This is a genomic window from Methanobrevibacter sp. 87.7 (assembly GCF_002208625.1).
In the GTDB taxonomy this organism is placed as follows: Archaea; Methanobacteriota; Methanobacteria; order Methanobacteriales; family Methanobacteriaceae; genus Methanarmilla.
On record NZ_MRCT01000275.1, the window covers coordinates 1 to 1,115 of the forward strand.

The window sequence follows — 1,115 nt, forward strand, 5'->3', positions numbered from 1 at the left end:
ATAATATATTTATTTAATTAAGTGTTTTAAACTAATTATTAAATTTTTATTTTTTAAAATAAGCTGTTTTTAAGATTTATTATAAATTAATATTTTTATAAAAATTAGTATTTTTTGTTTTTTATAATTTATTAAAAATTAAAAAAAGTAAATTGACTTATTAAGTCAATTTAAAAATTTTCTAATGCTTTAATAAGTTTTAAAGCATAATTATTTTTAGTTTCTTGAGAATATCCTTGGTTTACTTCAAATATCATAGTTTCAATATTTTGATGAGCAATAGGTTCTGTTACATATTGAGGACTTGTTCCTGCACTATATGTTGCTTGTTTTTCAATACCTATATCATTTGCAAGTTCTTGTCCATCTTTTTCTCCTTTTGAATTTTCAGTTATTGGTAGTAAAAATGTTGTTCTATCATAATAAACTTCCATTTCATGAACATCTATAACTAATTCAGGATTATATTGTGCTACATCATTTACAATAAATTTATTTGCAAGCATTTCTCCCATATGTCTATTTGTATTATATTCACTTGTATTATATTTGTTTTGGTTATGGTTTATTTTAACGAAATAAACTACATATTTTTTAGAAAGTTTATTTTCTTTAGTTAAATTATTTAAAGTTTCATTTGTAGCATTGTGTATTCCACTTTCTAAATCATGTACACCAAGAATAACTACAATAGTTTCATTTGATGATTGATTACCATAATAATATTTGTGTACAGTACCATTTTCATTATAACCAATTATACTTTTATCAGGATGTATTTTGTTATTGAATTTATGATATAATTTATTTATTAAGCCGTTAGATGTGTTATTATGTTTTTCTAAATCATAATCAGATGGAGCAGTTTCATCAGTTAAAATATATGAAATTGCACCAAATAAACTGCAGATTATAATTATTATGATAATAAGTATATAACTTTTTTTCATATTATTAATCCTAATTTTTATTTACATTTTATTAATTTTTATTTTATCTTATTTAAATCTATTAGTTTAATATAGTATGTATTTTCTTTTATTTACTGAAAATTTCATTATAATTTTTATGTTTATAATTTTGTTTATTTTTAATCATCTATTTATCTAATTACT

At 19.6% G+C, this 1,115-nt stretch carries 1 protein-coding gene; it reads right to left on the reverse strand.

Translation table 11 applies throughout. The features are described from left to right. Window positions 1-170: 170 nt before the first annotated feature. Entirely contained in the window at window positions 171-950 is a 780-nt protein-coding gene (locus BGI41_RS08180) for a hypothetical protein (protein WP_088540207.1), read from the reverse strand. Window positions 951-1,115 lie beyond the last annotated feature (165 nt).